Raw genomic sequence first — 22,997 nt, 5'->3', positions numbered from 1 at the left:
CACCTGATGCCCGCCGCCTGAAACCCTACCCCCAACACCCTTTCCACCTGCACCAAGACCGGCGTTCTAAGCGCACCGCTGAACCGCCCATCCCCCTCAGCAGCCCCCACCCGGCACGACCCCGAACCCCACCACGGACTAACCACCCACCCAACGAGGCCATCGCCAAGCCCCATTTCAGCCGAAAGGCAATTACTCCCTGTCCGACTCGCCTAAATGCTTCCCATTCCTCCGCGCACGACCGGCATATGCCCCATCGCTGTCGCCATCCGCTTCCCAGAAATCGCCATCCCCCGCCTGAGAACGCGCCCAGAACGCACTGTCCTCCATGGATTTAGGCACAGGCGGCAGGAAGTCGTTCCACCGCTCATCGATCGGTACCGCAGGAAGAACAGGCGACGCAGAGCCGTCCGCCACCTCGCCTGAAGGAGATGACGACGCAGCCCCCTCGGAGGAGGAGACATGGGAGGAAGGCGAACCCTCGGGGGAGGGAACACCTCGGGCCGGCGAACCCTCAGGGGAAGACATACCTCGGGCCGGCGAACCCTCGGAAGGCGCCGACCTCTCAGAGGCCACCGAACCGTCCGGCACCCCCATCCCCGCCTGCGACCCCCGCCCCGACGAACCGGACAAGGCAGCTCCCTCCCCCTCCAAAGACCTGGAGGACCCCGCCCCACTCTCCGCCTCGGAAGAGCCAAAAGGCGATGCCGCGCCCTCCGTCCCCGTATGCGGCTCTTGCTCTGATATGCGCGTCTTGGCGACGGACACGATCACTGCGGGTCGTCGCGACGCCGACGTGACCGGCGTTATCGTGCCATCCGCTCGCTTGAGCTTGGTGCCCTGCGCCGTCGAGAGCGTGTACGCCCCACCCGCCGGCCCCGACCTCAGGCCCGCCGAGGAGGGTGAGTCAGCAACCCCGCCCTCGCCCGCAGCCAGCGAACGGCGCCGGGCCCAACCGCCCACCTGCACACCGAGCAGCAGCAAGAGGATGGCGGCCGTCGCATACCACCCGTACTGGCCGATGTTCCCGAGCGGAGACTCGCCGGATGCTGTCGTCACCGCGCCGGTCTGCCCTGGAGCCGAGCCGGCGCCGTCCTTGCCGTTCGACGTGGCCGGGCCACCGCCCTTCTCGGCCCCTTCCTCCCCGGAGGGAACCAGAAGGTTGGCGTTCGGGTCGGCTTCGGATGATTCGGGGGCCGTCGCCGGCTTGCGGTTGCTCGGCTTGCTCGACGGCCGTGTCTGCGGCTTTCCCGGCAGGATGGGCAGCGCGTCGACCCTCGTGGGTCCCTTGTTCTTCGCTGTCTGGCCGGTGTCGGCGGGCTTCTTCTTCGTCGGCTTGGCGGACGGCGTGGCCGGGAAGCTCACGTACGTCATCGCCGACTCCTCCGAGCCGATCGACCCACCGCTCCCATCCCCCCTGAACGCCGTGACCGCGAACCCCACCTTCTTCCCCGCCAGCTGCGCCGGGACCGCCAGCTCCGCTCTGCAGGAGGTGCCGGAGCACGCGCCGGCAGCGGGCATCCGCCCGCCGACACCGGACTGCGTGCTGGACACCTCGTACGACTGCAGGTCCGGCTCGGGCCCCTTTCTCCAGGTCACGAGGACCTTCTTGGTGCCCCGCCGAGCGGCCCGCACATCCGTCGGCGCTTGCGCGGGCCTGCGCAGGGTGAACGTGCTGCTTGCATAGGTCGTGCCGGTGATCTCGCCCTTGAGGGTCACGGTGAAGGTGCCGTTGGGGGCGTCGCCGGCGTTGAACGTCCCGGAAATGGTCTGATTTCCGCTGCCTGTGCCGATCGTCTGGCTAGGCGTGGAAGGCCCCTCGACGTACAGCCCCACCTTCAGCTGCAACAGCCCGGCCCGCGCGGAGACCGGCACGGACGAGCTCGTCACCACCTCACCGTCAGAGGGCGAAGTGATCTCCCCAGGCGCGAACTGTGACGTGGCCGCCGGCCATGCTGAGCTTGCCGACCCGGTCAGGCTGAATGAGTCGGCGTGCTGGGTCATCATGGCCGCTTGAGCGGGGTTGCCGAGTGCGATGGAACCGGCCGCGATCGCTCCTGTGACCACGACTTTGCCGACTACCGTCACGACGCTTCCCTCCGTCGAGAGCCTCGCGTCGCTTTGAGCACCCTCGGGGCGCCCATGCGACGACCGGAAGTGCAGTCCGCCCGGTCGATAACGGTCACCGACCGACCTCGGGCCGCACCCTGGCGACCGTGTTCCTGCTCCCCCACACTCCTTGTCGCAACTGGCATGGACCGAGGGTAAGCGGAACCTTACGGGAGCCAGTCAACTCTTGGACACATCGTCTAAGAAGTCGTGATTCGATTGCGACCTAGCCCCTTTGACCACAACCGGTACACCAGCAGTAACGGCCCCACACGCTCGCACACCGCATGCCGTATGGCCGCAGCCCCACAGCAGTTGCCCACGGCTCAGGCGGCGAGCGGAGGTCAGCGATCGACCGACTGGTCGAGGGTGGGCCGGTCGAGGGTGGGCCGATCCGGGGCGGGCCGGTCGGTGCTGGGCCAGTTGATGGTGGCGAGGAGCTCCAGTTGCTCGATCTGGGCCTTTATGGACGGGACCGCGAGGCGGCAGACGAGGTGCGCTGCGCCGGCTTCCACGTAGCGGGCCAGCGTGGCGGCCACGTGCTCGGCCGGGCCCGCGACGATCGCCTGGATGGTGCGGACCGACTCGTACGGCAGCCCGTACGTCGCCCGGCAGTACGCGTCGAGCTGCCGTACACCGTCTGCCACGTCGTCGGTGATCAGCACCGTGACGAACAGCGCCGGAGTGACCACGTCCGCGGCGCGACCTGCTGAAGCCGCGGCGCGACGTACGGTGGCCAGACCCGACCGGTAGTCCGCGGGGTCGGGCGGGTAGGGCAGCCAGCCGTCGTAGAGCGTCCCGGTGCGGCGCAGTGCCGATGGGCTCGCCCCGCCCAGCCAGATCGGCGGCCCGCCCTCCTGAAGGCAGGGCGTGGACACGGGGAGCTCGTCGAAGCGCAGCACCTGGCCCGAGAACGCCCGCTCGCCCGCCCACAAGGCTCGCCACAGCGCCACCGTGTCGTCCAACCGGGCGAAACGGCGCTGCCACGGCACCTCCGACATCGCGTACTCGGGCTCCGACCTGCCGGGGAAACCCGCGCCCACCGCGATGGTGAGCCGGCCTGCCGACAGGTGGTCGATGGAGGCGAGCTCTTGTGCCGCTGTGACCGGGCGCCGGAAAGCGGGCAGCAGGGTCGCCGTGCCGAGCCTGACGCGTTCCGTCGCGGTCGCGAGTGCGGCTAGCGTGGCCAGCGGTTCGAGGCGCGGGCCGAGCAGGGTGTCGTTGGCCCACACCGAGTCGTAGCCCAGCCGTTCGGCGCGGACGCCCATGTCGATCAGCTGCCGGGCGTCGTCCCACTGGCTCTGGTTCGTCGGGAGAAGCACCCCCATGCGCACGTTCATGGGAGGGATCGTGCGCCGGTGCCGGGAATGGCGGCAATTCCCGCGAAGGAATGGACACGTCCTGCACACTGACGTGGTGGACTTCCCGCAGGCATTGCGCTCGGTCCGGCAGCGTCACCGTCTCAGCCAGCTCGAACTGGCGCTGCGGGCGGGCACGACGCAACGCCATCTCAGCTTCCTCGAAAGCGGGCGCTCCCGGCCCGGCCGATCGCTGGTGGTACGGCTCGGCGAGGCCATGGAACTGACGCTCAGGGAGCGCAACGAACTCCTGCTCGCCGGAGGGTACGCCCCCGTCTATCCGCAGACGCCGTTGGACGACCCGGCCCTGGAGCACGTACGCACCGCGCTGCGGCATGTCTTGGACGGTCACCTGCCGTACCCGGCGATCGTCGTGGACGCGCGGCATGAGCTGGTGCTCGCCAACGACGCGGTCGGGCTGCTCACCGAAGGCGTCGCCGGCCATCTGCTCCGCCCGCCGGTGAACGTGCCGCGGCTCTGCCTGCACCCCGAGGGCCTGGCACCGCGGATCGCCAACCTCGACCAGTGGGCACGGCATGTGCTCGACCGCCTCCCTCCTGGCGAACTGCACGACGAACTGTCCGCGTACGTGCCGCCCGCCGAACCAGGCCCCGACCACGTCGGCTTCGCCGTGCCCATACGGCTGCGCTCGGCTCGCGGCGAACTGCGGTTGACGACGACCATCACGACGTTCGCGACCGCCACGGACGTCACGGTCGCCGAGCTGAAGCTGGAAGCCTTCCTGCCCGCCGACGCGGCCACGGCCGCACTGCTGTCCGGCTGAGCTCGGCTCCTGGCCGCTGCGGAGAGCCCTCCGCACCTGGCGGCCCCGCGGTCCCTCGGGCTCACCGTCACGTGCACGACTTGGGCCGCGTCGCTCATCTTTGCTGAGGGGTCGACCTGGGTGAGCTTGAGTCATCGTGGCCTCGTCATTCCTCTGGTCAGTGAGGGTTGTTGGGTGGGGTGGGGGGTGCTGGGCCGGCTCGGGATCTGCCGGTCAGGGTTGTTGCGCCTAATAACGGGAGTGACAGGGGGACGGCGGTCCAGATGTCGGCTCTGTCGGTGGTGATTGCGCATTTCGTCAGCCTGGCGCCGTTCTCAGTGGCTAGTTCGGCGGCTCGGAGGCAGGCGCTCTCCGGGTCGATCAGCGCGAGCTTGGCCGCTGCCAGGGCGCTGAGGTCGGCGGCACTGTTGACGCGATGCTGGGCCACTCGTACGGAGCCGATCGTGGCGAATGCCATGGCCACCGCCATCAGCAGGCCCATCAGGGCCACGCCCCAGAGCGTGGCTGAGCCGCGTTCCCTGGCTTTGAGCAGCAGTTTCCTATGGGAGGTGGTCACGTGTTCCTCCGGCTCTTCGTCGTCATGGCTCGGTGACCGCGGTTGCTGCGGCTGACACCTGGACCGCGGGGAGGGAGACCGCCCACGGGGGGCGTACCTCGACGGTGATGTGCACCCTCGTGAGGTCGGGGTCTCGTGTGAGGGCTATCTCGGCGTTCGGGGTTGTGGCTGCTCGGACGTAGTCGCGGACCTGGTCGAGTGGTTCTCCCCTGGCGGCTGCTCGGGCTGCGGCGCGGGCGGCGTCGACGCATTCGAGCTGTACGGCGACCGCCTGGATCGCCCACAGAGCGGCGGCCAGGACGATCATGAGGGCGGGCAGCATCGCGGCGGTTTCGGCGGTGACCGAACCCCGCGATGCCGGCCCTCTGGCGCCCCTGCGTGTCCGCGAGAGGCGCCGGCTCATTCCTTGGCTACGTTGAGTGCTCGATTGATCAGGGCTGTCAGCATCTCCTGGACTTCTGTGCTGCTCACGACCTTGTAGAGGAGTGCGGCGAAGGCGCAGGCCGCGATCGTGCCTACTGCGTATTCGGCTGTGGACATGCCGCGTTCGCGGTTGACGGCCGCGTAATGGAGCCACTTGCCGACGCGCGGCCAGGGTGCTTTCGCCCGGCGGGTCGAGGAGGGCTCAGCGGCTTGGTGTGGGGTTGTGGATGGCTGCTGGGATCGGGCTTCGCCTGTGCGATCGGAGTGTTCTGGGGTGGCTTTGATGTCGTCTGGCGTGGTGGCGGGACTAGGCATCGTGCCTCCAGGTGTTGAGGGCCGGAGGTTGTCCGGCGGGGGGTTCAAAGGGTGGCGGAGGCGGGGTGGCAGACGATGGCCCGAACGCGATTCTGTGGATGAGCCTGTTGGAGGGCTCGTGGCCTGTGGATGAGCAGGTTCTGGCCGTGAGTTGTCGGGCGCCTCATCCCTGGTCCCGCCTCATTCAGTCCCTGCGCTCGACTCGTCCCGATGAGTTTTCTGCGGGGCGGGGGTCTACTACGGCGGCGGCACGCGACTGCATGTGGAGGACGACATGGCCCTTGATCTGTTCGCCGGCATCCCCGTCCGCGACTACCAGGCGGCGTTGCGGTGGTACGAGCAGTTGTTCGGGGAGAAGCCGTCGTTCATCCCGAACGACGTCGAGGCCGTGTGGGAGCTTGCCGAGCATCGGTACGTCTACATCGTCCGAGAGCCGGAACGGGCCGGGAACGCACTGGTGGTGTCGTTCGTCGAGGACCTGCGGGAACGGGTCGCGGCGATCACTCGACGCGGCATCGAGCCCGTCAAGCGGGAGACGTACGAGAACGGCGTGACCAAGGTCATCTACGAGGACCCGGAAGGGAACGAGATCGCCTTCGGCGGCATGGCGGATGACCGGCGTCCCGGAGATGACGAACCAAAGTAAGGCCCGCGCTGTCTCAATGAGTGGCGGTGACGGATAAGGCCGGTTCGCCGCGAATGTTCGCGATGCCCCTGGAGGTTCTGTGGTCGAGCGGCGGCATCTCGAATGGGAAGGGTGCTTCAACGTACGGGACCTCGGCGGGATCGCCGTAAGCGGGGGCGGGTCCGTACGTGCGGGAGCCCTGGTTCGGTCGGATAATCCTGAGCGGCTGACGGCGGCGGGATGGCGGGCACTCGTCGAGCACGGGGTTCGGACCGTGGTCGATCTGCGGAACGACGATGAGCGCCGCGGTGATGCGAGTCCTCGGCCTGAAGAGGTGACGACCGTCCACGTGCCGTTGGACGACTCCGCCGACACCGTGTTCTGGAATCAGATCTGGGAGAACGAGCTCGATGGTTCTCCGCTCTACTACCGGGTCTTCATCAAGCAGAAGGTGCGGTTCTGTGCGGAGGCCGTCGCGGCCGTGGCGCGGGCTCGGCCTGGTGGGGTGCTGGTGCACTGCGGGCTTGGGCGGGATCGGACCGGGCTCATCGTCATGTTGGTGTTGGCGCTGGCCGGGGTCTCGCCCGATGACATCGCCGACGACTATGCGTTGAGCGCGGGCCGGTTGCCTCCCTTGTTCCAAGCCCTAGGGGTCGCGGACCAGACCGATGAGATTCGCCGCATTCTCGCCCGTAAGGGCACGACTGCTCGGGATGCCCTTCTTGCGGCGCTGGACGGGTTGGAGGTGGAGAAGCAGTTGCGGGCGGCTGGGCTGACAGATGGAGATGTAGCCGAGCTCCGTGCCCGGCTGATTGAGGTGCCCACTACATAGGACTGATGAGCTGACTTTCCTGTCCTTCGGCTCCCTAGTACATAGCGCTGATGACGCATGCTGCACGGCTCATGGCTCGGCTGATGTAGTGAGTGGCTACGGGATGATGATGGTCGACGCCAGACCCGCCACTACCGGGATGATTCCCAGCAATACGAACGCCGGTAGGAAGCACAGGCCCAGCGGGGCCACTGCTTTCACGCCGACGCTTCTCGCGGCGGCGACTGCGGCTGCTCTCGATGCTTCTCTGGCGTCGTCGGCCAGGCGGGTCAGTACGTCGGCCACGGGGGCGCCGGTTTGCGCTGCTCGGCTCATGGCTCTCGACAGGTGGCCCATGGACGGGTCTTTGGCCAGGTAGGCCCAGGTCGGTTCTGGGTCGGCGCCCAGGCGTAGCTGGGTGCTCGCCCACGTCAGGCGCTCGCCCAGTGGGCCGCCTATGGCCGTCGCGGCGATCTCGGTGGCGGTGCTCACCGGGCGTCCTGCCCGGAGGCACGCGGTCATGAGGTCGGCGGCGAAGGGGAGGTCGGCGGCGATTCTGCGCTGGTCGTCCTGGGACTTGGATGGGGTTTTGCGGTGGAGGTAGAGGGCTGTCGCGGGGGTCAGGAGAGCGCCGGTGATCAGGCCTGGGGTGCCGCCGATGAGGAGTAAGGCGAGCAGGCCTGCGCATGCTGCGGTGAGGATCGTTCGCTTCGTGAGTCGGTGGGTGGCCGGTTCCGGCCAGCTGGGGGCCGGATGACGTTTTTCGGGTGGTTCTTTCGGTGGGCGTAGGCGGGTGAGGCGTTCTGCCGGGGTTTTCGGGGAGAGCCAGAGCCAGGCGGCCATGCCGGCGCACAGGGCTGACAGCAGGTGGATCATCGCAGGGTCCGATCGGGGCCGGGTCAGGATTGGGCTCGGGTGGCCATGCGGTTGGTCCACCACAGGCCGCAGACGTCGAGGGCCACGCCGGCTGTCAGGCATATGAGGCCCGGGATGCTGCCGAACAAGAAGCCCAGGGGATGCATGTTCAGGGCGGCGGCCATGAGGAGGCCGAGGGCTGGGAGGACGGCGAGCATCCTGGCCGTGGTGCGGGGGCCTGCCAGTTGGGCGGCGACGTCCTGGCGGTGGGCTTGGGCCGCTCTCAGCGTTTGCGCGACCCTGTCGATCAGGGCGGCCATGCCCGCGCCCACCGTGGTGCCCACCTCCCAGCAGGCCGCCAGCTGGTGCAGGCCCTCGCCGCCCCGGGGTGGAGCGGCCGTCCTCAGGGCTGTGGAGACGTCGCCGCCGTCTCGTGCGGCTGCCAGGACGGGGCGGAGGAGGGCTTGGTCGGGGAAATCCACTGCGGTCAGGGCTCGGGCCATCGATTCGGCTGGGGTTCGGCCGGCGGAGAGTTCCGCTGACAGGGATTGGCAGAGCTCGATCGACGCCTTTCGCCAGGCTTCGGCTTGGCGGGTGGGGCTGGGCCGGGCGAAGAGTCTCGACGGTGATGGGCGGGGGCGGGGTGGCGAGTTCCTGGTCCGCAGCAGGTTGGTGAGGCGGGTTGTGGGGGTGGAAGGGGCTGTCCACAGCCATAGGGCGCAGGCTGTGGACAACGCGGCTATGAGGGCGCTGGTCATGGGTGGCCATCCGGGTCGGCTGCGCCGGGTGGCGGTGGGCTGTAGGTGGTGCGATGGACGAGGGCCTCGTAGGCGGGGCCGGGGTGGGTGGTGCCTTGAGGGGTGAAGGTCAGGGCTGGGACGGCCTCCACCAGACCGGTTGAGGCTCTGGTCAGGAGGCAGACCTGGGCTATGCGTCTTCTGCCGGTCATTCGGTCTCGGGTCAGGTGGATGACGGCGTCCAGGGCGGCGGACAGCTGGCTGTGGACGGCTTCCCTGGTCAGGCCCGCTGCGCAGCCCAACGCCTCCAGGCGTGGGGGGACGTCGGCCGCGGTGTTGGCGTGCAGCGTGCCGCAGCCGCCCTCGTGGCCGGTGTTGAGCGCGGCCAGCAGGTCCACCACTTCCGCGCCTCTCACCTCGCCTACGACCAGGCGGTCGGGGCGCATCCGCAGGGCCTGCCTGACGAGGTCGCGAAGGTTCACCTCGCCGGCGCCTTCCAGGTTGGGTGGGCGGGTTTCGAGGCGTACGACGTGGGGGTGGAGGGGGCGGAGCTCGGCGGAGTCCTCCACCAGGAGGAGGCGTTCGCGCTGGTCGGCCAGGGAGAGCAGGGCGGACAGCAGCGTTGTCTTGCCTGTGCCCGTGCCGCCCGAGATCAGGAAGGCGAGTCGCGCGGTGACCATGGCGGTCAGGATCGGAAGGGCGGGTGGGGTGATGGTGCCGGCCTGGACGAGGTCGGTCAGGGTGAAGGTGCGGCGGGGCGGGAGGCGGAGGGAGATGCAGGTGCCTCCTGGGGCCACCGGTGGGAGTAGGGCGTGGAGGCGGACTCCTCCTGGCAGGCGGGCGTCGACGTATGGGGAGGCGTCGTCGAGGCGTCTGCCTGCCGCGGTGGCGAGGCGCTGGGCCAGGCGGCGTACGGCTCCGTCGTCGGCGAACGTCACCGACGTGCGGCGCAGGCCCGCGCCGTCGTCCACCCAGACCTCCCTAGGGCCGTTGACCAGGACGTCCGTCACGTCGGGGCGGGCCAGCAGCGGCTCCAGGGGGCCCGCGCCGATCAGATCCGCGCACAGGGCTCGGGCCACGGCGAGGATCTCGGCGTCTCCGTAGACCGCCTTCTCCGCTCTCAGCGCCACCGCCACCTGGGCTGCGGTCGGCTCGACGCCGGTTCTGGCCAGGCGTACGCGGACGGCCTCCACCAGCTCGGGAGAGACGGCCGCCGTGACAGGGATGGCGGTCATGTCGCCGGGAGCAGGTCGCGGAGGAGGGACGTGCACAGGGCGCCGAGTACGGTGCGGGGGCCCAGCCCGGGGAGTTCGCCGCGGTTGAGGGTGGCGGTGAGTCTGGGCTGGTCGGGGAGGTTGCCGGCGGACGGGATGCCCAGGGAGGACATGACCAGGTCGTCGTCCAGCACTCCCGGACGGAGGATCGCTCGGACGTCGAGGGTGTGTTTGCGCACCTCGGTGAGCACCTGGACGGTGGCCAGGATGCCGCGTACGTCGGCCGGCGCCACAGCCAAAGTCGTCTTCGCCCTGGTGAGGGCCTCTATCGCGGCCGGGTCGAGGTGTCTCGGCAGGTCGGCGACCACCAGGTCGAAGCCGCGGCGGCCCGCTTCGAGGACTGAGCGCATGGCCTGCGCGGGGATCGGGGCGACGTCGCCTCTGTGGAAGGAGAGCACGGCCAGGTCGCCGAACGCGGGAAGTGCTGCTTGCAGGGCGCTGGAGCTGATGCGCCCCTCCCTCGCCACCAGGTCGCCCCAGCGTGAACCCTTCGCCTCTTCATGGCCCAGGAGGGCGTCTATGCCTCCGCCAAGTGGGTCGGCGTCCACGAGGAGGGTGCGGAGGTGGTCGGCCGAGGCTCTCAGGGCCAGGCAGGCGGCCAGGACGCTGGCTCCCGCGCCGCCTCTGCCGCCGATCACGCAGATGGTCGCGCCCGATCTCGGGTCGGGCTCCATCGCGTCGGCCAGGCGGTCGACCAGCCTGCGCTCGTCGGTCGGCAGCGCGAGGACGGTCTGGGCGCCCACGGCCACGCATTTTCGCCACGTGTCGGGGTCGTCCGGGTCTCTGGTGACCAGGAGGACCTGGTCGCGGGACGGGGGTGAGGTGGCGGCCACGGCCTCCGCCTGGTCGGCGCCGATGGCGACGAGCGGGGCCAGGTTCCAGAACGGGCGGGCGTGGGCGGGGGCGTGAGCCACGTCGAGCTGGGCTCCGGCGGCGGCCGCTATGCGGACGAGGTCGTCGAGCAGAGCGTGGTCTTCGGTGATGACCAAGGGGCGATGCATGGTGGGCCTCCCTGCGGCCGGCGAGTGGGGAGGTCCGAGCTTGGCCGAGCGGGGCTGGGCGGCGGGGGGCCGAACGCGGTTCTGGGGATGAGTGGCGAACGAGACCTGGCCCCTGTGGACAACGCGCCTTCAAGGACTCCCAGGCTCGGCGCGGCCGGCGCCATCGGGCGCGACGGCTCGGCGCGGGAGGTGGGGAAAAGGGGCGACCCCCGCCGGGGGGGAGAGCGGGGGTCGCCTGATCGGTCCGGCTCCGGGGGGGTAGAGCCGGTCCCGTTTCAGAAGAAAGCTTTCATCACCAGACCAGAACCTGGCAAGGGACTTGCAAAGCCATCCCGAGCGAGAGCGCTCCAGTTTCGGGCGATACCTCCGTATGCTGCCCGATCGACTCGAGTTTCGTCGAGGAGCAATCTCGCATTTCCGCCAAGTTTTTTCCTCCGACCATAACGATCACATAAAGACGATCACGGAGAGTGACGACACAAGGGGGCAGGCCCATGATCGGGTAAAGGTCTTGCCCGCAGGGGTTCCCATCAGCGCGGATTCGACATAGAACGGTGTTACGGACCACCTTGTCCGGGTGCATCGACCGGGCACCCACGTGCGACCAGCCGCGGGAGGCGCGTCGTGACGGGCTTGACCCGCTCCGACGGATTGAGGTGCACGCTTGGTAACCCGGTGCGATGCACCGGCAGACGGCGTCTCGTGACAGGGACGCCGTCCGCTATGTGTGAGCCTCACTCAGCCCCGCTGCAGGGCCTCACAGATTGCAGTCGTCTCTCTGACGCCCAGGGTTACCGCAGAGGCACAGTGTTGTACCCAGGTCGCCACGCCCTCCGGAGTACCCGTCAGGTACGCCCTGAGCGCCTCGGCGTAGTCCGGCTCCAGATGCCCCACTTCGACCGCCACCAGCGACTTGGGGTCCAGCCCGTACTCGACCAGGGTCAGCCGCCCTGCCGCCCGTCCGACGACCCCGTCGGCCGAGCCGAAGGGGCGCAGCACCGCCAGCTCCCCGTGCACGACGGCGGCGAGGACGATCGCGGGCGCCTTCGTGGGGCGTTCGAGCAGGGTGAGCAGGCTCTCCATGCGCGTCGCGGTGTCGGCCGCGCCCGGCGCGGGACCCAGCGAGAGCGGGTCGGGAGCCTCGTCAGAGGACCGGGGACGTCCGAGGCTCGCCTGCTCGGTCAGACCGGCCGCGGCGACGGTGTGCAGGCGCGCGAGCACCTGCCTGGGTGCCTTGCGCCACGTCGGCCCGAGCCGCCCCATCTCAGCGGACGCCCGCAGCGCGCCCTGGACCAGCGGATCATGCACCTCGTCGCGGCGCAGCGCGTCGAGGGCCACGTCGGTGCCCTCGATGGCGGCCGACGCACGGGCGCCGCGCAGGGACGACTCCGCGGACACCGCCGGGCTGGCGCGGCGCAGGACGCGATGCCGGTAGAGCCGGTCCACGGCCTGCCGGGCCTCGTCCACCGCCTCGGGAACGCCGGGAAATTGCGCGATGACGGCCAAGGGGTCACTCACGCACCCGACCTTACCCGCGGGTAAGGGCCGGCACGGCACCCGGTGGTTCGCGGCGTGATCCGGTTGCGTACGGTAGGGCCATGGGAAGGTCGGACGGCCCGCGGAAAGGCCCGCCGGCGCCGCGCGACGGCGCTCACGAGCGGCGCTCCCCCCATTCCAGGACCCGCGCCCACGCCGTTGTCCGCCACCCCATAAACCCCGGCGAGGGGGGCCCATAAAGCATGCCCATTCCCCCGCCCGCACATTCTGAAGATTTCAGGATGACAACGTTTCAATTGCTGTTGTCATCCGCCCAGATAACCCAGGCACCCGCCGCGCAGGTCGGTACAGACCTGTCTAGACCTCTTGTGTACGGAGGCCGTGAGCTGGTGAAGTGGGACACGAACCTATCCATTCTGGCCATAGAAGGAGCACGAGGTGGCCCCGGAGACCGCTGGTAACGAGACCCAGGCGCTGTCCAACCTGCTGCAGGAGAACCGCCGGTTCGAACCGCCGGCTGACCTGGCGGCGGCCGCGAACGTGACCGAAGCCGCGTACGGCGAGGCCGCGGCGGATCGCCTCGCGTTCTGGGAGAGCGCGGCCGATCGGCTGACCTGGGCCAAGAGGTGGGACAAGACGCTTGAATGGAACCCCCCGTTCGCGAAGTGGTTCGTGGGCGGTGAGCTGAACGTCGCCTACAACTGCGTGGACCGCCATGTCGAGGAGGGCCGCGGCGACAAGGTCGCCTACCACTGGGAGGGCGAGCCCGAGGGCGACACCCGCACGCTGACCTACAGCGACCTGAAGAACGAGGTCAGCAAGGCCGCGAACGCGCTGCAGGAGCTGGGCGTCGGCAAGGGCGACCGGGTGGCCATCTACATGCCGATGATCCCCGAGCTGCCGATCGCGATGCTGGCCTGCGCCCGCATCGGGGCGATCCACTCGGTGGTGTTCGGCGGGTTCTCCGCCACGGCGCTCAAGAGCCGCATCGACGACGCCGACGCCAAGGTGGTCATCACGGCCGACGGCGGCTACCGCAGGGGCAAGCCGTCGGCGCTGAAGCCGACGGTGGACGAGGCGGTCGCGGAGTGCCCGCAGGTGGAGCACGTCGTCGTCGTACGCCGCACCGGCCAGGAGGTCGCCACCAGCGAGAAGGACATCTGGTGGCACGACCTGGTCGACCGCCAGAGCGACCAGCACGAGGCGCGGCCGGTCGACGCCGAGGACCCGCTCTACATCCTCTACACCAGCGGCACCACGGGCCGCCCCAAGGGCATCCTGCACACGACCGGCGGCTACCTCACGCAGACGGCCTACACCCACCACGCGGTCTTCGACCTCAAGCCGGAGACCGACATCTACTGGTGCACGGCCGACATCGGCTGGGTGACCGGCCACAGCTACATCGTGTACGGCCCGCTCGCCAACGGCGCCACCAGCGTCATCTACGAGGGCACGCCCGACACCCCGCACCGGGGCCGGTTCTGGGAGATCGTGCAGAAGTACAAGATCACGATTCTCTACACGGCGCCGACGGCGATCAGGACGTTCATGAAGTGGGGAGACGACATCCCCGCCAAGTACGACATGTCCAGCCTGCGCATCCTGGGCTCCGTGGGCGAGCCGATCAACCCCGAGGCGTACGTCTGGTACCGCCAGCACATCGGCCAGGACCGCTGCCCCGTCGTGGACACCTGGTGGCAGACCGAGACCGGCGCCATCATGATCAGCCCGCTCCCCGGCGTCACGGCCGCCAAGCCCGGCGCCGCCATGCGCCCGCTGCCCGGCATCACCGCCGACGTGGTGGACGACCAGGGCAACAGCGTGCCCAACGGCGGCGGCGGCTTCCTCGTGGTGCGCGACCCGTGGCCGTCGATGCTCCGCACGATCTGGGGCGACGACCAGCGCTACATCGACACGTACTGGAGCCGCTTCGACGGCATGTACTTCCCCGGCGACGGCGCCAAGAAGGACGACGACGGCGACCTGTGGCTGCTCGGCCGCGTCGACGACGTCATGCTCGTCTCCGGCCACAACATCTCCACCACCGAGGTGGAGAGCGCGCTGGTCAGCCACCCGAAGGTGGCCGAGGCGGCGGTGGTCGGCGCGACCGACCCGGTGACCGGCCAGGCCATCGTGTCCTTCGTGATCCTGCGCGGCACGGCGGAGGAGGGCGACGACATCGCGGCCGAGCTGCGCAACCACGTCGCCAAGACGCTCGGCCCGATCGCCAAGCCGCGCCAGATCCTGGTGGTGCCCGAGCTGCCCAAGACCAGGTCCGGCAAGATCATGCGGCGCCTGTTGCGCGACGTGGCCGAGAACCGCAGCATCGGCGACGTCACCACGCTGGCCGACAGCACGGTGATGAACCTCATCTCGGAGAAGCTCCCGTCCGCCAAGTCGGAGGACTGAGCCTCGTAGGTCCACGGCAGACGGCCGCTCCCAGCTCAGGGGGCGGCCGTCCGCATTTCCCCGAAAGACTCAAGGGGGCGCGGCCGAGGGCCGATAACCGGAAGCGCTATCTTGTCCGATCAGGTAGTTCTGGGAGTGGACTCGTGCTCGGTAAGTTCCCCGGCGTGTTCGGCGGCGCCTGGCGGTCCGTACGGCGTCGCGCTGGATGATGTTTGACACGGCCACCCGGCCTCGATAGGAGACGTTCATGCCGCAGACTCCCGAGGAAGAATCCCTGGGCTCGCTGGTCGCCCAGGCGAGCAGTCACATCTCGGCCTTGATCCGCTCGGAGATCGAGCTGGCCAAGGCCGAGTTCAGGTTCGACGCCAAACGGGTGGGCACGGCGGTGGGGATGTTCGCCGCCGCGGCGTTCATGGCGCACCTGTGCCTGATCCTCGCCTCGTTCACGATCGCGTACGCGCTGGCCCAGGTGCTGCCCAACTGGCTGGCGTTCCTCATCGTGACGGTGTTCTACCTGCTGGTGGCGGGCCTCGCGGTGCTGTTCGGGGTGCGCAGGCTGAAGGGACTGGCCGGGATGAAGCGGACCGCACGGTCGATCAAAGGGCTGAAGGAGATCGCCACGCCCGACGAGCAGGAGCGGCTGCCGACGCCCGCCCCCGATCGCGAGCCGGTGACCCGCGATGGCACCTGACGAGACGGCCGTCCACATCGAGGGCCCGTGGACCCACCGGGCGGTGCACGCGGGCGGCACGCGTTTCCACGTCGTCGAGGCCGGCGAGGGCCCGCTGGTGCTGCTGCTGCACGGGTTCCCGCAGTTCTGGTGGACGTGGCGGCACCAGCTCGTGTCGCTGGCCGACGCCGGCTACCGCGCGGTCGCGGTCGACCTGCGGGGCTACGGCGGCAGCGACAAGCCGCCGCGCGGCTACGACCTGCCGACGCTGGCGGCCGACGCGACGGGGCTGATCAGGGCGCTCGGCGAGACAGGCGCGATCGTGGTGGGTCACGACTGGGGCGGGCTGCTGGCCTGGACGATGGCCGTGCTCGACGCCAAGTGCGTACGCCGCCTCGTCGTCGTCTCGGCCCCCCACCCGCTGCGGCTGCGCAGCGCGCTGGTCACCGACCCGTTCGGGCAGCTCAAGGCGAGCGGGCGGCGCATCGGCTTCCAGCTTCCGCTGCTGCCCGAGCGCCGGCTCACCCGGCACGACGCGGCGCTGGTGGGGCGGCTGCTCGACGCGTGGTCGCGGCCGGGCTGGCCGGAGCCGGCGGAGTCGCGTACGTACCGGGAGGCGTTCCGCATCCCCGCCGTCGCCCACTGCGCGCTGGAATACCACCGCTGGTTCGGCCGTTCGCAGCTGCGCCCCGACGGCCGGCGCTACGCGCGCACGATGCGCACCGAGATCGAGGCCCCCACGCTGCAGTTGCACGGCGCGCTCGACACGAGCGTGCTGCCGCGCACGGCGCAGGGTTCGAGCCGCTACGTGGCGGCCCCCTACCGGTGGCGGCTGCTGGAGGGCGCCGGCCACTTCCCCCACGAGGAGATCCCCGACGTGTTCGACACCGAGGTGCTCGGCTGGCTCAACGACCCGGAGCCCGACCGATGAGAGACCGCGATCCCGAAGGCAGGCCGCGCAACGCCAGGCCGCGCGACCCGTACGGCCGGCCGCTCCCCTACGGCTCGCCCGGCATGCCGCGCGTCCCCGACGACTACGCCCCCACCACCGAGCAGGCGCTCGCCGACGGCCGCCGCTTCCTTGAGGAGGGCCTGCCGTTCAACGCGCACGAGGTGTTCGAGGGCCGGTGGAAGTGCGCGCCCGACGACGAGCGCGAGCTGTGGCAGGGCCTGGCGCAGATCTGCGTCGGCCTGACGCACCTGCAGCGGGGCAACGGGCGCGGCGCGGTGACGTTGTTCAGCAGGGGCGCGGCCAAGGCGCAGTCGTACGGCGGCGCGTACGACGCGGTCGGCAAGGCCGCCTCAGGCCTGACCCAGGACAGCGACCCCGCCGAGGCCGTCGCGCTGATCCTGGCCAGCCTGCCCCGCTAGTCGCACTTGCGGGTGCTGGCGGGCGCGGTGTCGTTGCGGCCGGCCGCCGCGTCGGGGGCGACCTCTTCGGCCGTGAGCACGTAGCCGGTCTGCTCCTCGTTGATCGCGGCGGCGAAGATCACGCCGTAGACCTTGCCTTCGGGGGTGAGCAGCGGGCCGCCCGAGTTGCCGGGCAGCACCTGGCCGCGGATGACGTAGACCTTCCGCCTGACTGTGGTGTCGCGGTAGATGTCGGGGCCCTCGGCCTCCAGCTGGCCGCCGATGCGGGCGGGCTCGGCGGTGAAGCCCTTGCCCTTGGGGAAGCCGGCGACGATGGCGCTGTCGCCGCGCGAGCCGTCGCCGTCGAAGGCGAGCTGCGGCAGGTCGAGCCCGGGGACGTGGAGGATGGCGATGTCGCGGCGCGGGTTGTAGCGGACGACGGTGGCGGCGTGGCGGTTGTCGGCGGCGTCGATGACCTCCAGGCCGCGCGTGACGCCGGCCACGACGTGGGCGTTGGTCATGATGCGGCCGGGCGCGTAGACGAAGCCGGTGCCCTCGATGTGCTTGTTGCAGCTCTCGGCGTTGCCCTGCACCTTGACGATCGCGCGGCGGGCCCGCCGCAGCTCGGCGCCCTGCAGCACGCTCTGGTCGGGCGGCTGCACGTCGATGAGCTGCCCGGCGCCGATCGCGTCGAAGACCGGCGGGAACTCCGAGCGGTCGATGAACTTCTTGAACGGCTGCTGCCAGTTGCGCGCGGCCTGCGGGATGGCTTCGTCGACGGTGGTCAGCAGCGCGGAGTTCTTGACCTGGTCGACGAGCGGGGCGAAGGACGTGGAGACGATCAGCGAGCCGATCAGCCAGGCGATGACCAGCACCGACAGCGCGCTGGCGAACGTGCCGCCGACCGCGTCGGCCACCTTGGCGGGCTCCCACGTGACGTGGCTGCGGACGACCGCGCCCAAGGTCGAGGAGGCGAACTGCCCGATCGTCGCCGCCAGGAACACGATCACGATCGCCAGCAGCGCCTGCGGCGTGTCGCCGTCGACGAGGGACTTCGAGATGGGCGGGGCGATGAACACCCCCAGCACGGCGCCGCCCACGAACCCCACGAAACTCATCGCACCGATGATGAAACCCTGCCGGTAACCCGAGACGCCGAAGGCGATCACGAGGCCGATCAGAATGAGGTCAAGCAGATCACCGCGCACGCTTCAAAGGTAACCAGCGATAGGGTCAAGTGTGCACGTCTTCGATCAGGACGGCGTCACCCTGCTGACTATCTTGAGCTTCATGCCGCCGGACGAGACAGCAGTGCGCGACCTCATCCAGGCAGCTCTGCGCGACAGCGATCCCGACGGGGCCCTGCGCTGGCACGTGATCTCGTTGCTGCGCGAGCGGGGCGACCTGGAGTCGTTCATCGAGGCACGCCGGCTGTGCGCCGCCGACAGCGTGAGCGAGCGGCTGCTGGGCGTCGACATCATGGGCATGTTGCGGCCCTTCGTCGACCGTACGCTGCCGGTGCTGCGTTATCTCGCGGCCAGCGAGGACGACGCGATGGTGCTCTACTCGGTGCTCATCGCCTTCGGCCACCTGGCCGACCCGCGCTCGCTCCCGTCGGTGATCGACCTCGCGGCGCACGACGACCCCAGGGTGCGGTACGGCGCCGCGTACGCGTTGCAGCACGTGCTCGGCGACCCGCCCGACCGGGCGGGGCTGGAGACGCTGCGCGCGCTCGCGGCCGACGACGACGCCGACGTGGCCGGCTGGGCCGCCCTCGGCGTGGCGCTCAGATCGGGCGCCTGAACGCGCGCTGAGCCTGACCCGCTCAGGTCGGGCGCCTAACGGGCGCTGAGCCTGACCACCTCGGGCGGCAGCTCCTCCACCCGCGTCGCGTCCCACGGGAGCTCCAGCCCGCCCTCGCGCAGCACGGTGTCGAGCACCATCGCGGTGAACCCCCACACCAGCATCCCCCGCACCCGGAACGCGGGCCCCGCCGTGTCGCCACGGGGATGGCGGAGCATGACGCGGTTGGCCGGATCGACCAGCTCGGCGATCGGCACCCGCTCAACAGAGTCGACCTCGTCGGGCGAGGCCGCGTGGACCGCCGACGGCTCACGCCACCAGGCGATGACCGGCGTGACGCGGTTGTCGCTGTAGGGCAGGTAGAGCTCTGGCATCGTGCAGATGACGTGCACTCCGCGCGGGTCGGCGCCGGTCTCCTCCTCGGCCTCGCGCAGCGCGGCCTCGATCGGCCCCGCGTCCTCGGGATCGACGCCGCCGCCCGGGAAGGCGGGCTGGCCCGCGTGTCTGCGCCCGCGGGTGCTGCGCTGGATGAGCAGCACGTCAGGACCGTTGGGCCCGTCGCCGAACAGCATGAGCACCGCGGCGGCCCGCCCGCGCCCGTCGACCGGCCGGAGGGGAAGGGGGACGCTGATCAGCTGCGCTTGTGTCGCCAGTTTCTCCAGCCATTCGGGCACTCGGGTCACGCATCCTCCAACACGCCGCGGGGTCGTTCACTTCCCTTCTCAGGAGAAGGGGCCTGGCCTGACGAGCTTGTCCGCCTGGGCGGGGTCGGTGGGGCCGGTGCCGTAGGAGGGGCAGAGCGCGGCGAGCGGGCACACCCCGCAGGCCGGCCGGCGGGCGTGGCAGATGCGGCGGCCGTGCCAGATCACCCGGTGGGAGAAGATCGTCCACTCGCGCCTGGGCAGCAGCCCGCCCACGACGTGCTCGATCTTGACCGGGTCGGTCTCCTCGGTCCAGCCGAAGCGGCGTACGAGGCGCTGGAAGTGGGTGTCGACGGTCAGGCCGGGCACGTCGAAGGCGTTGCCGAGCACCACGTTGGCCGTCTTGCGGCCCACGCCGGGCAGCGTGACCAGGTCTTTCAGCGTGCCGGGCACCTCGCCGCCGTAACGCTCGCAGACGCCCTGCGCCATGCCGATGATGCTGTTGGTCTTGGCGCGGAAGAAGCCCGTGGAGCGGATGATCTCCTCCATCTCCGACGGGTCCGCGGCGGCGTAGTCCTCCACCGTCGGATATTTGGCGAAGAGGGTGGGGGTCACCATGTTGACCCGCTTGTCCGTGCACTGCGCGGACAGGATGGTCGCGACGAGCAACTCCAGGGGGTTGGTGAAGTCGAGCTCGCAGTGGGCGTCGGGGTAGGTCTCCGCGAGGATGCGGTTCATCTTGCGCGCCCGCCGCACCAGGGCAAGCTGGGTCTCCGGTTTGCGCCCCGCTTTCGTCGCCATGCCGCAACTGTAGAAGCTCCCGCGAACGGTTGAACCCATGACCGGTTTTCCGCGTACAACCAGCAGGCGCGAGAAGGGGGTCCTGGGATGAGGGAGCAGGGAGCGAGGCTGGCGGAGTTCGTCGGGCAGGGCGGGCCGCTGCGCGGGCAGGCGCTGCACCGGTTCGCGGTCGGCACGGTGGCGGCCGTGGCGAAGCTGCACGCCCGGGGCGCGACCGGGCTGCGGCTCGGCAAGGAGAGCGTGGCGCTCGGCCCCGGCGGTCAGGTGCTCATCGGCTGGCGTACGTCCGGGCCGCCCGCCCACGCCGACGACGTCCGCGCGTGGGCCGACCTGGTCGTCTTCGCCGCCACCGGCTCGGAGGACGGCGACACGACCGTGCTCCCGCCCGCCCTGCGGATCGCGGTCGCGCAGTGCCGCAGACCCGACCCCGCGAGCCGTCCCACCTCGGGAGACGTGCTCAGGGTGCTGCTCAGCAGGTCCGTCGCGGCGGCGGTGGCGTCGGTGGACGACCTCTTGCACAAGGCGGGTTGAGCTTCAAAGGTGGTGCCGGTCACGATACGGGAACGGACGTCATGTACCTTTCCCTCCTGGTCCCTCCCGGACTCGACATGTCCGGGCAAGACCCGACCACTCCGGCGTTCCCCTAACCTGTGTACGCACGCCTGGAGTGGGGTGAGTCACAATGGCAGCAGAGGAGGCAGAGTGAACACCGAAGATGTGCTGGGCAAGGCCCCCCTGTTCGCCGCGCTCGACCGCGAGAGCGCCGCGGCGCTTCGCACGAGCATCACCGAAGTCCAGCTGTCCAAGGGACAGACGCTCTTCCACGAGAACGAGACCGGCGACCGGCTCTACGTCGTGCTGGAAGGCAAGATCAAGCTCTCCCGCACCTCGCCCGACGGGCGGGAAAACCTGCTCAGCGTGCTCGGGCCGAGCGAGATGTTCGGCGAGCTGTCGCTGTTCGACCCGCGGCCCCGCACGGCCACGGCTACGGCGCTGACCGAGGTCCGCCTGGCCGGGCTCGGCCACGACGACCTGCGGCCCTGGCTGACCGGCCGCCCCGAGGTGGCGCTCCACCTGCTGCGCGCGCTCGCGCAGCGGCTGCGCCGCACCAACGACGTGCTGGCCGACCTGGTGTTCACCGACGTGCCCGGGCGGGTGGCCAAGCAACTGCTCGACCTCGCCGAGCGGTTCGGCACCAAGACCGACGACGGCCTGCGGGTGCACCACGACCTCACCCAGGAGGAGCTGGCGCAGCTCGTCGGCGCCTCCCGCGAGACGGTCAACAAGGCACTCGCCGACTTCGCCGGGCGCGGCTGGCTGCGCATCGAGGCCAAGGCCGTGGTCATCCTCGACATGGACCGCCTCTACAACCGGTCGAGGTAGTCGAGCTGGGCGGCCACCGACATCTCGGCGGCCGGCCAGAGCGAGCGGTCGACGTCGGCGTACACGATCTTGACGATCTGGCGCGGCGTGCGCGCGCCCTGTTCGCGGGCCGCCCTGATCTGGTCGAGGCGCTGTCTGCGGTGGGCGATGTAGCCGTCGAGCGCGGCGATCGGGTCGGGCAGCACGGGGCCGTGGCCCGGCAGCAGCGCCCGCGCCTCCATGCTTTCGGCGGCGGCCCTCAGCTTGTCGAGGCTGCGCAAATAGTCGGCCAGCCCACCGTCGCGGGCGATGATCGTGGTGCCCCTGCCGAGCACGGTGTCGCCGGTCAGCATCGCGCGGTCGGCGGGCAGCCAGAAGCACAGCGAGTCGAACGAGTGGCCCGGGGTGCCGTAGACGCGGATCTCCAGGTCCCCGACGCTCACCACGTCGCCGTCGGCGAGCCCCTCGTCGCCGAGACGGTGGCGGGGGTCGAGGGCGCGGACGGGCGCGTTCACCATCCCGGCGAACCTCTTCGCGCCGCCGCTGTGGTCGAAGTGGCCGTGCGAGAGCAGGATCGCGGTGACCCGCCGCTCGCCCAGATGGTCGCGTACGCGGCTCAGATGCCCCTCATCGTCCGGCCCAGGATCGACAACGACCACGTCATCACCCGCGCCGATCACCCACGTGTTGGTGCCGTCGAGCGTCATCGCCGACGGGTTGGGCGCGAGCAGGTTCTCGGCGTGCTCGGTGCGTGAGCCGTCGGGCGTGCCGATCGGGATGTGCAGGCCGCTCACGACACCACCAGCCGCATCTCGCCGTCGATCTCGACGGCCTTCGGCATGACGGTCACGATGTCGCGCGGCGTGGCCAGCACCTCCGCGACGTCCGCGCAGCCGGCCAGCTCGCTCAGCGTCCGGTACGTCGGCGGCATCAGGAAGATCTCCCCCCGGTGCGCGAGGTCGAGCGCCTCGGCCGGCTGCCGCCAGACGACCTGGTCGGCCTCGCCGCCCACGTCGCGGGTGCGCTGGCCCTCGGGCAGCACCGCGACGAAGAAGCGCGTGTCGAACCGCCTGGTCTCGACCTCGGGCGTGATCCAGTGCGCCCATGCCTTGAGCAGGTCGGTCCGCAGCACCAGCCCCCGCCTGGCCAGGAACTCGGCGAACCCGAGCGCGTGGTCGATCAGCGCGAGCCGGTCGGCCTCCCAGTCGTCGCCCGTCGTGTCGGCCACCACGTCATGAGGTCCTGGACCGGCCAGCAGCACGCCCGACTCCTCGAACGTCTCGCGTACCGCCGCGCACACCAGCCCGCGCGCCACCGCCTCGTCGGCGTGCAGGACGGCGGCCCACTCGGCGGGCGAAGGACCGGCCCAGGCGACGTCGTGGTCGGTGTCGCGGACGTCGACGGAGCCGCCGGGGAAGACGTACGCGCCGGCGGCGAAGGCCATGGTGGCCTTGCGCCGCAGCAGGTAGACCTCGGGCCCCGGGCGCAGGAGCACCACCGTGGCGGCGTCCCGCGCCTGGACCGGCTTGACCCGCCCGGCCAGGACGTCCCGGGCCCGGGCGGCGAGCTCGGCTGGAAGCAGCAATCCGGTCACATGACCTCCTCTAGAACTT

General features: G+C 70.2%; 25 protein-coding genes. 10 read left to right on the top strand and 15 right to left on the bottom strand.

Going from position 1 to position 22,997, the window contains the following annotated elements:
• Positions 1-192 precede the first annotated feature (192 nt).
• Positions 193-2,088 (bottom strand): hypothetical protein, encoded by a 1,896-nt coding sequence (locus AB0K12_RS26890; RefSeq protein ID WP_364566697.1) that lies wholly within the window; start codon positions 2,086-2,088, stop codon positions 193-195.
• A gap of 365 nt (positions 2,089-2,453) precedes the next feature.
• Entirely contained in the window at positions 2,454-3,449 is a 996-nt protein-coding gene (locus AB0K12_RS26885) for an LLM class flavin-dependent oxidoreductase (protein WP_364566694.1), read from the bottom strand.
• A gap of 76 nt (positions 3,450-3,525) precedes the next feature.
• On the opposite strand from AB0K12_RS26885, the gene AB0K12_RS26880 reads away from it, so the two are divergent.
• On the top strand, positions 3,526-4,251 hold the full coding sequence (locus AB0K12_RS26880; protein ID WP_364566691.1) for a helix-turn-helix transcriptional regulator: 726 nt from the start codon (positions 3,526-3,528) through the stop codon (positions 4,249-4,251).
• Between the two features lie 157 nt (positions 4,252-4,408).
• On the opposite strand, the gene AB0K12_RS26875 is transcribed toward AB0K12_RS26880, so the two are convergent.
• From AB0K12_RS26875 to AB0K12_RS26865, 3 genes are read right to left on the bottom strand one after another with little or no spacing between them, the layout of a single operon-like run.
• The gene (locus tag AB0K12_RS26875; protein ID WP_364566688.1) at positions 4,409-4,807 is read right to left on the bottom strand and encodes an Rv3654c family TadE-like protein; all 399 of its coding nucleotides are present in this window, start codon (positions 4,805-4,807) and stop codon (positions 4,409-4,411) included.
• A gap of 22 nt (positions 4,808-4,829) precedes the next feature.
• Positions 4,830-5,210, bottom strand: coding sequence for a TadE family type IV pilus minor pilin (locus AB0K12_RS26870; RefSeq protein ID WP_364566684.1), 381 nt, complete (start codon positions 5,208-5,210; stop codon positions 4,830-4,832).
• Complete coding sequence (locus AB0K12_RS26865; protein ID WP_364566680.1) at positions 5,207-5,545, bottom strand: DUF4244 domain-containing protein; 339 nt, start codon at positions 5,543-5,545, stop codon at positions 5,207-5,209. The genes AB0K12_RS26870 and AB0K12_RS26865 overlap by 4 nt, the downstream gene beginning before the upstream one ends.
• Before the next feature lie 274 nt (positions 5,546-5,819).
• Here AB0K12_RS26865 and AB0K12_RS26860 point away from each other — a divergent pair, with 274 nt between their 5' ends.
• Together AB0K12_RS26860 and AB0K12_RS26855 are read left to right on the top strand one after the other, a co-directional pair.
• Complete coding sequence (locus tag AB0K12_RS26860; RefSeq protein ID WP_364566677.1) at positions 5,820-6,191, top strand: VOC family protein; 372 nt, start codon at positions 5,820-5,822, stop codon at positions 6,189-6,191.
• 79 nt (positions 6,192-6,270) lie between these two features.
• A complete protein-coding gene (locus tag AB0K12_RS26855; RefSeq protein WP_364566675.1) occupies positions 6,271-7,002 on the top strand; it encodes a tyrosine-protein phosphatase in 732 nt (243 codons plus the stop codon).
• Between the two features lie 96 nt (positions 7,003-7,098).
• Here the strand turns inward: AB0K12_RS26855 and AB0K12_RS26850 are convergent, their stop codons facing one another.
• The 5 genes from AB0K12_RS26850 to AB0K12_RS26830 all read right to left on the bottom strand — a co-directional run bounded on the left by AB0K12_RS26850 (position 7,099) and on the right by AB0K12_RS26830 (position 12,366).
• Positions 7,099-7,857 carry a type II secretion system F family protein gene (locus AB0K12_RS26850; protein WP_364566672.1) on the bottom strand — a complete coding sequence of 253 codons (759 nt, stop codon included), beginning with the start codon at positions 7,855-7,857 and terminating at the stop codon, positions 7,099-7,101.
• Between the two features lie 23 nt (positions 7,858-7,880).
• A complete protein-coding gene (locus AB0K12_RS26845) occupies positions 7,881-8,594 on the bottom strand; it encodes a type II secretion system F family protein (protein ID WP_364566669.1) in 714 nt (237 codons plus the stop codon).
• Positions 8,591-9,808 carry a TadA family conjugal transfer-associated ATPase gene (locus AB0K12_RS26840; RefSeq protein ID WP_364566666.1) on the bottom strand — a complete coding sequence of 406 codons (1,218 nt, stop codon included), beginning with the start codon at positions 9,806-9,808 and terminating at the stop codon, positions 8,591-8,593. The genes AB0K12_RS26845 and AB0K12_RS26840 overlap by 4 nt, the downstream gene beginning before the upstream one ends.
• The gene (ssd, locus tag AB0K12_RS26835) at positions 9,805-10,848 is read right to left on the bottom strand and encodes a septum site-determining protein Ssd (RefSeq protein WP_364566663.1); all 1,044 of its coding nucleotides are present in this window, start codon (positions 10,846-10,848) and stop codon (positions 9,805-9,807) included. Before ssd ends, AB0K12_RS26840 begins: the two co-directional genes overlap by 4 nt.
• 738 nt (positions 10,849-11,586) lie before the next feature.
• Positions 11,587-12,366 (bottom strand): oxidoreductase, encoded by a 780-nt coding sequence (locus AB0K12_RS26830; RefSeq protein WP_364566661.1) that lies wholly within the window; start codon positions 12,364-12,366, stop codon positions 11,587-11,589.
• Positions 12,367-12,783: 417 nt separating this feature from the next.
• Between AB0K12_RS26830 and acs the strand changes: the two genes are divergently transcribed.
• The 4 genes from acs to AB0K12_RS26810 all read left to right on the top strand — a co-directional run bounded on the left by acs (position 12,784) and on the right by AB0K12_RS26810 (position 16,798).
• Complete coding sequence (acs, locus tag AB0K12_RS26825) at positions 12,784-14,757, top strand: acetate--CoA ligase (RefSeq protein ID WP_364566659.1); 1,974 nt, start codon at positions 12,784-12,786, stop codon at positions 14,755-14,757.
• 247 nt (positions 14,758-15,004) lie between these two features.
• Entirely contained in the window at positions 15,005-15,448 is a 444-nt protein-coding gene (locus tag AB0K12_RS26820) for a phage holin family protein (RefSeq protein ID WP_345393991.1), read from the top strand.
• The gene (locus AB0K12_RS26815; protein WP_364566657.1) at positions 15,438-16,358 is read left to right on the top strand and encodes an alpha/beta hydrolase; all 921 of its coding nucleotides are present in this window, start codon (positions 15,438-15,440) and stop codon (positions 16,356-16,358) included. Before AB0K12_RS26820 ends, AB0K12_RS26815 begins: the two co-directional genes overlap by 11 nt.
• Positions 16,355-16,798 carry a DUF309 domain-containing protein gene (locus AB0K12_RS26810; RefSeq protein ID WP_364566654.1) on the top strand — a complete coding sequence of 148 codons (444 nt, stop codon included), beginning with the start codon at positions 16,355-16,357 and terminating at the stop codon, positions 16,796-16,798. The genes AB0K12_RS26815 and AB0K12_RS26810 overlap by 4 nt, the downstream gene beginning before the upstream one ends.
• Here AB0K12_RS26810 and AB0K12_RS26805 read toward each other — a convergent pair.
• Positions 16,795-17,985: a MarP family serine protease gene (locus AB0K12_RS26805; protein ID WP_355415357.1), complete on the bottom strand. Its 1,191-nt coding sequence runs from the start codon at positions 17,983-17,985 to the stop codon at positions 16,795-16,797. The two genes, AB0K12_RS26810 and AB0K12_RS26805, sit on opposite strands and share 4 nt — an antisense overlap.
• An 82-nt stretch (positions 17,986-18,067) precedes the next feature.
• Between AB0K12_RS26805 and AB0K12_RS26800 the strand changes: the two genes are divergently transcribed.
• Positions 18,068-18,580 carry a HEAT repeat domain-containing protein gene (locus AB0K12_RS26800; RefSeq protein ID WP_364566651.1) on the top strand — a complete coding sequence of 171 codons (513 nt, stop codon included), beginning with the start codon at positions 18,068-18,070 and terminating at the stop codon, positions 18,578-18,580.
• A 35-nt stretch (positions 18,581-18,615) separates the two neighbouring features.
• On the opposite strand, the gene AB0K12_RS26795 is transcribed toward AB0K12_RS26800, so the two are convergent.
• Together AB0K12_RS26795 and nth are read right to left on the bottom strand one after the other, a co-directional pair.
• The gene (locus AB0K12_RS26795) at positions 18,616-19,263 is read right to left on the bottom strand and encodes a CoA pyrophosphatase (RefSeq protein WP_364566648.1); all 648 of its coding nucleotides are present in this window, start codon (positions 19,261-19,263) and stop codon (positions 18,616-18,618) included.
• A gap of 39 nt (positions 19,264-19,302) precedes the next feature.
• Positions 19,303-20,022: an endonuclease III gene (nth, locus tag AB0K12_RS26790; RefSeq protein WP_364566645.1), complete on the bottom strand. Its 720-nt coding sequence runs from the start codon at positions 20,020-20,022 to the stop codon at positions 19,303-19,305.
• Between the two features lie 87 nt (positions 20,023-20,109).
• On the opposite strand from nth, the gene AB0K12_RS26785 reads away from it, so the two are divergent.
• Positions 20,110-20,553: a hypothetical protein gene (locus tag AB0K12_RS26785; RefSeq protein ID WP_345393976.1), complete on the top strand. Its 444-nt coding sequence runs from the start codon at positions 20,110-20,112 to the stop codon at positions 20,551-20,553.
• 171 nt (positions 20,554-20,724) lie between these two features.
• The gene (locus AB0K12_RS26780) at positions 20,725-21,405 is read left to right on the top strand and encodes a Crp/Fnr family transcriptional regulator (RefSeq protein WP_364368145.1); all 681 of its coding nucleotides are present in this window, start codon (positions 20,725-20,727) and stop codon (positions 21,403-21,405) included.
• Here AB0K12_RS26780 and AB0K12_RS26775 read toward each other — a convergent pair.
• The gene (locus AB0K12_RS26775; protein ID WP_364566641.1) at positions 21,387-22,178 is read right to left on the bottom strand and encodes an MBL fold metallo-hydrolase; all 792 of its coding nucleotides are present in this window, start codon (positions 22,176-22,178) and stop codon (positions 21,387-21,389) included. The genes AB0K12_RS26780 and AB0K12_RS26775 overlap by 19 nt on opposite strands.
• A complete protein-coding gene (locus AB0K12_RS26770; RefSeq protein WP_364566938.1) occupies positions 22,175-22,969 on the bottom strand; it encodes an NUDIX hydrolase in 795 nt (264 codons plus the stop codon). The genes AB0K12_RS26775 and AB0K12_RS26770 overlap by 4 nt, the downstream gene beginning before the upstream one ends.
• Positions 22,970-22,997 lie beyond the last annotated feature (28 nt).

This window comes from Nonomuraea sp. NPDC049419 (genome assembly GCF_040676995.1).
GTDB lineage: Bacteria > Actinomycetota > Actinomycetes > Streptosporangiales > Streptosporangiaceae > Nonomuraea > Nonomuraea salmonea.
The sequence above is the reverse complement of the archived record's forward strand: the minus strand, read 5'-3'. Positions and strand labels throughout refer to the sequence as shown.

Coding starts and splice junctions, on each gene's coding strand:
- AB0K12_RS26800 (WP_364566651.1), top strand. CDS start 18,068: ATGCCGCCGGACGAGACAGCAGTGCGCGACCTCATCCAGGCAGCTCTG.
- AB0K12_RS26810 (WP_364566654.1), top strand. CDS start 16,355: ATGAGAGACCGCGATCCCGAAGGCAGGCCGCGCAACGCCAGGCCGCGC.
- AB0K12_RS26785 (WP_345393976.1), top strand. CDS start 20,110: ATGAGGGAGCAGGGAGCGAGGCTGGCGGAGTTCGTCGGGCAGGGCGGG.
- AB0K12_RS26845 (WP_364566669.1), bottom strand. CDS start 8,594: ATGACCAGCGCCCTCATAGCCGCGTTGTCCACAGCCTGCGCCCTATGG.
- AB0K12_RS26860 (WP_364566677.1), top strand. CDS start 5,820: ATGGCCCTTGATCTGTTCGCCGGCATCCCCGTCCGCGACTACCAGGCG.
- AB0K12_RS26885 (WP_364566694.1), bottom strand. CDS start 3,449: ATGAACGTGCGCATGGGGGTGCTTCTCCCGACGAACCAGAGCCAGTGG.
- AB0K12_RS26850 (WP_364566672.1), bottom strand. CDS start 7,857: ATGATCCACCTGCTGTCAGCCCTGTGCGCCGGCATGGCCGCCTGGCTC.
- AB0K12_RS26865 (WP_364566680.1), bottom strand. CDS start 5,545: ATGCCTAGTCCCGCCACCACGCCAGACGACATCAAAGCCACCCCAGAA.
- nth (WP_364566645.1), bottom strand. CDS start 20,022: ATGGCGACGAAAGCGGGGCGCAAACCGGAGACCCAGCTTGCCCTGGTG.
- AB0K12_RS26820 (WP_345393991.1), top strand. CDS start 15,005: ATGCCGCAGACTCCCGAGGAAGAATCCCTGGGCTCGCTGGTCGCCCAG.
- AB0K12_RS26870 (WP_364566684.1), bottom strand. CDS start 5,210: ATGAGCCGGCGCCTCTCGCGGACACGCAGGGGCGCCAGAGGGCCGGCA.
- AB0K12_RS26840 (WP_364566666.1), bottom strand. CDS start 9,808: ATGACCGCCATCCCTGTCACGGCGGCCGTCTCTCCCGAGCTGGTGGAG.
- AB0K12_RS26815 (WP_364566657.1), top strand. CDS start 15,438: ATGGCACCTGACGAGACGGCCGTCCACATCGAGGGCCCGTGGACCCAC.
- ssd (WP_364566663.1), bottom strand. CDS start 10,848: ATGCATCGCCCCTTGGTCATCACCGAAGACCACGCTCTGCTCGACGAC.